Below are 8,054 nucleotides of genomic sequence, written 5' to 3'. Positions count from 1 at the left end.
AAGAGTACTTTGATTATCATCTTAAAGAAACTGAATGGCGTTGGATGAGGGAACCTAATGAGTTAGCAACTGAGCTGTGGAACCTCATTAGGTAAAATTAAGTGTAAATCTGCTAGTCTAGAGCCTTAGCAAATATCATAAAAGACCGATCTATTCTCAAGCCGGTTTTTTATATCGCCGAGCATCATGGCCTCATCATAGATATATGAATATTAAGATAAATAAAAAGCCCTATAGTCTCTCCCGTTACTATAAGGCTTATAAAACGCTGTAATTTTTTTCTTAATTACCTACTTTTCGATGTAAGTTATGAATATATTTTACCTATTGGTAAAAATAAAGATATAAGACAAAAGATGAATACGTTAGGAATTCCGCGTAAAAACTACTAATTTCGTATAACCGCCATTATGTTAAATAGAGGTTTGTTTGTGCCATTTTTGAAGTTCATTTATAAAGTTATGAAATACTTCCATAGGCTCTAATGGTGAATAATTTTCTAGTGCTAAATAGAATTCGTCATCATATGAAATGAGTAAATTATTTAAGTTTTTATCTTCTAAATATTTTGAAATTAAACAGATTTTTTGAAAAAAAGGATAAATATCCTCTTTTGATCGAATAGAAGTAATGTGACTAAGAACATACTCCTTCAATAAAGTATGGATTACATTATTTCTCGTATTTATATCAAGATCAGTAATATGTATCTTTTTAAAATACTCAATAACCTCTTGACGATCTGCTAAAAAACATACATCTAAAGCTAATTCATCTGAAAGATTAGTTTCTAAAGTATCTAAAACCCATTTTTGAATGTCTTCTGGAGATTTCAAATATAATTCTAATTCGACTTTAAATTGAATTTTATTGGCTTCACTCATTTGTATTATATTAACTATTAGTTAGTAACTACTCTAATTAAGCCTTAATAAAGCTAGTCTGTATATAACCAACGGACGAATTTACCATCTTCATCATAGAGTTTATGAGCTAATGCGTAAGGGCAATATATCAAGAAATACCACCCTAGATAGTTATTTTTTTGATCCATTTGATGGATAGCAATACTACCAATCCAAACTTGTTGTAGCTGTTCAATTTGTTCTTGTGGGCTTCCAAGCAGTAACTCTCCATCTCTAGATGGGTCTTCACAATTCAAATTATAAAATAAAGAAATATCACCACTTTCTAACAGGATTTTTAGAACTTTGAAGAAGGCTACATCTTGTCCATATTCGAGCTTAACCTTTGGATCTATTTCTTTAAGAAAGTTACCACACAAATAAAATAAATCATCTAAACCTTCCTTAAACTCATATTCATGAAAGGTTTTAAGGATTAACTCCAATTGATTCATTAAAATGGATGCTCCAAAATATTTAAAAATTAAGAATTTCTAAAATTAACATAATACACCTTATACGAAATTCAATTTTTTATTTCATATAAATCATAGTCTTATGTGCTAATAAAAAGCCTAAGCAGTCACTGTTAGGCTTTTTTATCAATTTTTCGTGTTCCACGAACACTTATTGAGCAATGTTCCACGGTTTTTATTAGCTATAGTCAATAATCCACAATCTAATGGTCACTCAAAACAGCATCTAAAACTCTGCTGAATAAACCTCGTTTTTTAAGTTGTGGCATAGCAGTAGTTGTTTGCTGAATAGGTTTATCTTCTATTGGCGTAACTTGTGATGGCTGTACAGTATCTTGTAAGTCTGTAGTTGTACGGACTTGTTCATTTGTACTGTCAGGCTTACTGTCAGGCTGAATATTTTTAGGTGTATAACCCAGTGCTAAGGTTAGATTGTCAATCTTATCTTTGAGTTGCTCAATCTCTTTGTACATACGTTTTTCACGCTCTTCGGCCACTGACTTATCGTGTCGTAACTCTTCAATTAATTGCTTGTACAATTCAACTGTAGTGTTGTCGTTTTCCTTACTATCAGGCTTACTGTCAGCCTGACTGTTAGGCGTGCCGTAAACACGTTGCATTTCACTAAAATCAATCACTTTTCGATTCTTCGCATCAATTTCATAACTGATAGAACCGTTCTTCATACGATCATAAATTGATGTACGAGCAATTCCATATTTTTTAGCTAATTCTGCAACAGTAAATTTAGGCATAGTTCTTTAATTATGTTTTAGTCCCTCATTACATGAACTGTAATGTACTTAAGCCTTAAAACCTAGATTTTTAAGATGTGGAAGAAGTTGTTTTTGCTGTATTGGATCTCTGAGCATATCTTTAATTTTAATCGCTAACTCGTCATAGCTTTCACCTTGATTTGCTAAATGAGACAGTTCATGTAGACGAGATAACTGATTTCCAAATAAGTTAATTTGTGCATCATTCATTTGATAAAAAGATTGCTTGGTAGTGTTAGTTTGTTTAGATGGTCGAGCTTTAGACTTAATAAAGAACTGGATATCAGTAATCACTCTTCCTTTCTTAAATTGCTGATAATCTACAATTATATCAGTATGTTTATTGATTTCATTAATTGCTTTGTCTAATACATTAGACTTGAAATTGGACATAGTTGAATACTCTTCAACACCAAGTCCAAGCTTTGATCTTAAATCATTGATACTGTATTTTTCAGTCTTAGCAACGCTTAACCACTTAATAATAAGTTCGTATAATCGAATACTATATTTGCTTTTAAATTCAGAAACTTGCTCGATATAGTATTTTGTGAATTGTTCACTTAATTTACTAATTAAGCTAATTACTTCATGACTAAGATATAAAACAATCAAACCGCTCTTATCAACATAGGTCACTTTATTAACCCAATTAGCTGTTGAAAGTGCTTCTATGCCCTTATATCTATCTAAATAGCTAAACTCTCTTCGCTTTAAGGTTTTAGAAGCATCTTTAAGTAGGGCATAAGCATTATTGCTATCCACTTTAAATTGATGAATATAGTCGCTCACAGATACTTCTATAGGGGTATCTGGGGAAAGACTGTTTGATTCTCTAGCTTCAACTATTGCTAGAAGCATAATCCGTTGCTCTATTAGGGATAAATTGAAAGAGGCATCAATAAGAGCATTATCCTTTACAACTAACTTATTGGTATTTGTCATAATTCCAAGGTTACTTATTAATCTAAATAGGTTATATACTGCCTAATTTAAATAGTCAATAATCCAGCTATTCAAATACCCCTTAAACCTATCTTTATAACCCCTTAAACCTATCTTTATAACCCCTTAAACCTATCTTTATAACCCCTTAAACCTATCTTTATAGCAATTTAAGATATTAATTTTAAAGATCTTTTTAATGTCTAAAAGCATTTAAAAATCTTAAAATAATTAAAAACACAGGGAATGAAAAATTGCCCTTGGTTTTCGCTTCGCTCAAACTCTATTGAACTTCGCTTGCGCTCAGTTCGTCGGGGCAATTTTTTGGTTAATACTTACGTGACTGGAAGAAAAAGCAAAAGCAACTCGGAATTCAATTCGCTTCGCTCATAAAACTTTTTTACTCGCTTCGCTCGGTCCAGGAGCAAGTTTCTGCATGAAACTTACGCTTTCTTAGGCTAAAGAGAGCAAAAAACTGTTTTTCAGGGAGGTCGGGAAACAAATTTTATAAGTTCGCTCGTAGACACTCGCTCTACAAAGCTATCTAGAGTCTAAACTCCTCTTTATTTCGCTCTTATTTGCGTTTTTTGAGCTGTTTTCTGTTTTTCACTATAGATCTATGTTTTTTAGGTAAAGGCTCTTAAATCGCATTTGAACGCTTTCTGTGAAGCTTTTCATAATTAAAGTTTTGGGTTGAAATTTTTAACCTGGATGAATGGACAAAAAATTGATTTTTTACGTTTTTCTAAACCAGGAAATAAATACTTTTTTCCATGCAAAACCAAGCACCGGCCCTACGTCACTTTAGCCAATTTTCTAATCCAGGATCCGGCACACGCCGGGATTTTTTTGTCACACACCACGCATCTAACGATGACAACCTTCAAACCCTTATGGTTTAAGGGTTTGGGTAATTATTTTGTGTGTTAGAAAGCTGCGCAGCAAAAAGCCTATTTTTTATAATAAGTTATTGATTTTATTTGTTAATTTGCTGCGCTCTTCTCTGCGCTCAAAAAACCAATAAAAATGCTCTAAGTAATTGTTATTTAATGGAAAATAGGGTGCGCACCTATCTGCGCTCGAAAAATGGAAAAAAACAGCATAAGTGATTAATATATATAGATAAATACCCTGCGCAGTTATTGAAAATCAAGTTTGCGCAGGTAAAAGCCATAAAAACAGCATAAGTGATTGAAAATTAATTAAAATAATCTGCGCACTTTTCGATAAGCAACAAAATTGTCAATTCGGCCAATTTAGAAAATTATACATGACGTATTTATTAGGAATTTAAACCTGTAAAAACCACTCAGTTGATAGGTTTTAAGTGAGGTTTTAGAACCTAAATTGAATTCTTATTTTAGGCGCTAAAAGTAGTTAAAAATTGAGAGTATTCAATATCACAGAGCTCTTTATCTATTTTCTACAAAAGTTCTCAAAATGGATATTCTTCAATATTCAAGCGATGAAGTTTAAGACAAGATATTGAGAACTCTTATTCTAGGAATTGCGATGAGCACTAATATCACCACCACGACAAATACAATTATGTTTCCGAGCGCTTGTACTCTTTGCCAATCAAGAAAAAATGTACAGCTTTTTGCAGGACTGTTGCTATGCGAACAGTGCCAGGAAAATATCAGGCTCACGAATTTGGGTATGTTCTCGGCCAATGATGAGACTGAACAAAAAGCTCATGACTAATTTTGACTAGATAATTTTTAGTTTGCATTTAGTGCTGTCAAATAACGAGAATTTATGAATAAAGTCAAAGTGCGCGGTCAATTACATAAATAAGTAAATCTTGAATAGACGGACAGGCCTATAGGTTGTTTACTTCTGCCTCTTATTAGTTGTTAAGGCTTTTGAAACTTCCTAAGAGGAAATGAATATGAAATTTCTGATAGCTTTGCTCTTTCCTTGGTTGTCTTTCTTTATAATAGGTCGACCTTTTGCAGCAATGATATGTTTGTTTCTTCAAGTTACCCTTTTAGGCTGGCTCCCAGCTGCGATCTGGGCTGTGCATGCTTTATTACAAGATCGTGCAGACCAGGAAGCAAAAGCAGCTTTATATTCCTAAACTCTCTCCTAAGCATTCTTGAAATTGCTACTGTCAAAGCTCATTGAATAATGAGCTTTGCTTATTTCGTATAAGAGATTTTATGTTAAATAAGTTAAAGACTGAGGCTTTCGTATAGTGCTCAATATTTTTAAATATAAGCTTTAGAACTATGAGAGCCTCTTGAATAATTTTATAAACATTACTGTTTAAAGAATACTTCACCAACTTTAACAGGTAGAGCCTTTAAAATTTCTTGCAAAGCTTCCAAATCAGAAGAAGGCTTTTTCCATACATATGGGGTCAGTAACATAGGAATAACACCTTCTTTTCCATTCTCTTCGATATTTAAAGCAATAATGGCAAAATTTGGATCCGCTCGTTTACGTTGAATAGCATAGGTAATTTCACTACTTAAATAATTTTCATCAACATAATCTGGTGTGATAAAAAATATTGCAGCACAGGAATCTTGCATACCTGTTAATAAAGCACGTTCTAATTCCACACCTGCATGCATAGCATCTTCATCTAACCAAGGTTGAAAGCCTAATAATTCTAAAGTTTTCTTGAACTCTCTGATCTTGGGTTTATTAACACTCTTGTGACTGAGAAAAATTTTGATAGGTTGAAGATTCATATATAGCTCTTGGTTTTTTAAATTAAATGAAATTTCTGCTTGTAGATTAGATAAATCATTTTTAACGACAAAAATTAAGTCTTTTTTCTTAATATCAAAATGATTGATGATTTTTTGTCTGCATGCTACTAAGTTAGAATCATTAATAGTCAGGTTAGGAAATAAGAATGATATATCACCCATACCACTTATATGCATCATTCCACTAGAACCGCTGTGACTGTAAATAAGAACATAATATTGCCCAAGCGTTGCTATTTTTCTGTTATGCCCGCTTAGTACTGGCCATATATGAGCATAAGTAGGATGTTTCTGCTGAATGGTGGCCTGATAGATATTCAACACTAAATCTTCAATAGGTCGAAATCCTTTATCTGAAATAGGTGTTTCTTGATAGGCTTTTTCAAATAGTTGTTGGTATTGCTCAATATTCATTTTGGGTTCACAAAATAAAGCTGATTTAAAGTGATTGGAAGAATAACAAAAAAGACAATTTTGATGGATAAGATATTAATAATAAAAGTTTAGCTTAAAGAATTTCTAAAATTAACATAATACACCTTATACGAAATTAAAAAATGGAGCCTAAAGCTCCATTTTTTAATAACTTTTTTTAAATTGCTAAGCGTAAATTCAGTGCTTTTACAACTTTAATCACAGTATCAAAACTAGGGTTAACATCACCAGAAAGTGCTTTATAAAGACTTTCTCGGCCTAAGCCTGTATCTCGTGATAATTGAGCCATTCCTTTAGCTTTTGCAATGTTACCTAAAGCCTTTGCAATGAATGCGGCATCGCCATTAGATTCTTCAATACATGCTTGTAAGTAAGCCTGCATATCATCCTCTGTTTTAAGATGCTCAGCACTGTCCCATTTGCGAAGTTTAATAGCCATTTATAGCTCCTCCTCTAAATCTTGTGCCAATTGCAGGGCAAGTTTTATATCTTTACTTTGCGTAGACTTATCTCCGCCTGCTAAAAGAATAACAACCCTTTGCCCTTGCTTGCAGTAATAAATCCTATAGCCTGGCCCAAAGAAGAAACGTAATTCAGAAACACCTTCACCGACCGGCTCAGTATCTCCAAAGTTTCCATCTTCAACCCGATCAATTCGGACTTGTATGCGTCTTTTTGCCTGCTGGTCTTTTAACTTGGTGAACCAGTCATCAAAGACTTCAGTGGTATATATTGAGTACATAAGTAGAATGTATCCTATAGGATACATTTATGCAAGAAATAAACTTGATATTTGGGGCTCGAAACGGTGAATTTCGTATAACAACCATTATGTTAAATCGGTGCTATTTTTATGAAAAATCAAATAAAAATTATGGATATAACGCCTTATTTATCAGTACTATTATTTCGAAATTTAAAAGTATAGATGTGAAAAAAATGAATATTGGAATCTTATTATTTGATGAGGTTGAGGTTTTAGATTTTGCAGGGCCTTATGAAGTGTTTGCTATTACTACAGATAGTCATAATAAAAAGCTTTTTAACGTGTTTACTGTGGCACAAAAACATGAAATTACAGCAAGAAATGGTCTTTCAGTAAAAAGTGATTACCTCTTAGAAAACTGTCCATGTATAGACATTCTAGTGATTCCTGGAGGATATGGTGCTGAAACAGTCGAGCTATATAATGCTCATCTATTGGATTGGATAAAGTTAAAACACCAAACAACAAATATCACATTCTCTATTTGTACGGGAGCATTCATCTTAGCAGAGGCAGGGCTGTTAGATGGACTAAGCGCTACTACACATTGGATGGATATTTCACGTCTAGAAGCAGAATACCCTAAAATTACAGTTATTAAAGATGTCAGATTTGTAGATGAAAATAAGATAATAACTTCTGCTGGGATATCGTCAGGGATCAATGCGTCTCTACATGTTGTGTCTAAAGTAACAAACAGAGATATTGCATTAAATACAGCAAGACGAATGGAATTTGAAGCTGACTTGTAGTTTTTCTAAAATTAACATAATACACCTTATACGAATTCCTAAGGCATGGCTTTTAGTCATGCTTTTTTTATCAAAAGACTATAGCTGAATGATAGCGAGCCAAATCGCATACAATATCTATCATTAGACTTAATGCAATAATTAAATGATAGTGTTATCATTAATCTAACAGAATTAAGATTAAATGATAGAAATGAATACACGTATTTATCTACGAGCTTCAACTAAAGATCAAGATGCAGAAAGGGCTTTGCAGATTCTTCAGGATCTAAACCAAAA

The 8,054-nt window shown here is 32.8% G+C and carries 11 protein-coding genes and 2 pseudogenes; 6 read left to right on the top strand and 7 right to left on the bottom strand.

Going from position 1 to position 8,054, the window contains the following annotated elements:
• Nucleotides 1–95 (top strand): annotated as a pseudogene (locus ACEWB7_RS16690) (IS1595 family transposase); the annotation flags it as partial.
• Nucleotides 96–413: 318 nt separating this feature from the next.
• Here the strand turns inward: ACEWB7_RS16690 and ACEWB7_RS16685 are convergent.
• The 4 genes from ACEWB7_RS16685 to repM form a co-directional block, all read right to left on the bottom strand.
• Nucleotides 414–884, bottom strand: a complete 471-nt coding sequence (locus tag ACEWB7_RS16685) for a hypothetical protein (RefSeq protein WP_411580976.1) — start codon at nucleotides 882–884, stop codon at nucleotides 414–416.
• 53 nt (nucleotides 885–937) lie between these two features.
• Complete coding sequence (locus tag ACEWB7_RS16680; protein ID WP_411580975.1) at nucleotides 938–1,360, bottom strand: hypothetical protein; 423 nt, start codon at nucleotides 1,358–1,360, stop codon at nucleotides 938–940.
• 224 nt (nucleotides 1,361–1,584) lie between these two features.
• The gene (locus ACEWB7_RS16675; RefSeq protein WP_001123865.1) at nucleotides 1,585–2,136 is read right to left on the bottom strand and encodes a plasmid replication DNA-binding protein; all 552 of its coding nucleotides are present in this window, start codon (nucleotides 2,134–2,136) and stop codon (nucleotides 1,585–1,587) included.
• 48 nt (nucleotides 2,137–2,184) lie between these two features.
• Nucleotides 2,185–3,102, bottom strand: a complete 918-nt coding sequence (repM, locus tag ACEWB7_RS16670; RefSeq protein WP_000185725.1) for a replication initiation protein RepM — start codon at nucleotides 3,100–3,102, stop codon at nucleotides 2,185–2,187.
• Between the two features lie 711 nt (nucleotides 3,103–3,813).
• Here repM and ACEWB7_RS16665 point away from each other — a divergent pair.
• The 3 genes from ACEWB7_RS16665 (at nucleotide 3,814) to ACEWB7_RS16655 (ending at nucleotide 5,182) form a co-directional block, all read left to right on the top strand.
• Nucleotides 3,814–4,032, top strand: coding sequence for a hypothetical protein (locus ACEWB7_RS16665; protein ID WP_411580974.1), 219 nt, complete (start codon nucleotides 3,814–3,816; stop codon nucleotides 4,030–4,032).
• A 582-nt stretch (nucleotides 4,033–4,614) separates the two neighbouring features.
• The gene (locus ACEWB7_RS16660; protein WP_000106168.1) at nucleotides 4,615–4,806 is read left to right on the top strand and encodes a hypothetical protein; all 192 of its coding nucleotides are present in this window, start codon (nucleotides 4,615–4,617) and stop codon (nucleotides 4,804–4,806) included.
• A 187-nt stretch (nucleotides 4,807–4,993) separates the two neighbouring features.
• A complete protein-coding gene (locus tag ACEWB7_RS16655; RefSeq protein WP_000670253.1) occupies nucleotides 4,994–5,182 on the top strand; it encodes a YqaE/Pmp3 family membrane protein in 189 nt (62 codons plus the stop codon).
• A gap of 181 nt (nucleotides 5,183–5,363) precedes the next feature.
• Here ACEWB7_RS16655 and ACEWB7_RS16650 read toward each other — a convergent pair whose 3' ends face one another.
• From ACEWB7_RS16650 to ACEWB7_RS16640, 3 genes are all read right to left on the bottom strand, one after another.
• Entirely contained in the window at nucleotides 5,364–6,236 is an 873-nt protein-coding gene (locus ACEWB7_RS16650) for a toll/interleukin-1 receptor domain-containing protein (protein ID WP_236095270.1), read from the bottom strand.
• A gap of 178 nt (nucleotides 6,237–6,414) precedes the next feature.
• Nucleotides 6,415–6,696 (bottom strand): addiction module antidote protein, encoded by a 282-nt coding sequence (locus tag ACEWB7_RS16645; RefSeq protein ID WP_000985609.1) that lies wholly within the window; start codon nucleotides 6,694–6,696, stop codon nucleotides 6,415–6,417.
• The gene (locus ACEWB7_RS16640; RefSeq protein ID WP_000286964.1) at nucleotides 6,697–6,999 is read right to left on the bottom strand and encodes a type II toxin-antitoxin system RelE/ParE family toxin; all 303 of its coding nucleotides are present in this window, start codon (nucleotides 6,997–6,999) and stop codon (nucleotides 6,697–6,699) included.
• Between the two features lie 29 nt (nucleotides 7,000–7,028).
• Here ACEWB7_RS16640 and ACEWB7_RS16635 point away from each other — a divergent pair, with 29 nt between their 5' ends.
• Both ACEWB7_RS16635 and ACEWB7_RS16630 read left to right on the top strand, forming a co-directional pair.
• Nucleotides 7,029–7,775: a DJ-1/PfpI family protein gene (locus tag ACEWB7_RS16635; RefSeq protein WP_312319807.1), complete on the top strand. Its 747-nt coding sequence runs from the start codon at nucleotides 7,029–7,031 to the stop codon at nucleotides 7,773–7,775.
• A 184-nt stretch (nucleotides 7,776–7,959) separates the two neighbouring features.
• A pseudogene (locus ACEWB7_RS16630) lies at nucleotides 7,960–8,054 on the top strand (resolvase); the annotation flags it as partial.

The organism is Acinetobacter sp. NIOH-H-8, from assembly GCF_046635365.1.
Taxonomy (GTDB): Bacteria; Pseudomonadota; Gammaproteobacteria; order Pseudomonadales; family Moraxellaceae; genus Acinetobacter.
Note: the sequence above shows the minus strand (reverse complement) of the source record. Positions and strands in the feature narration are given on the sequence as shown.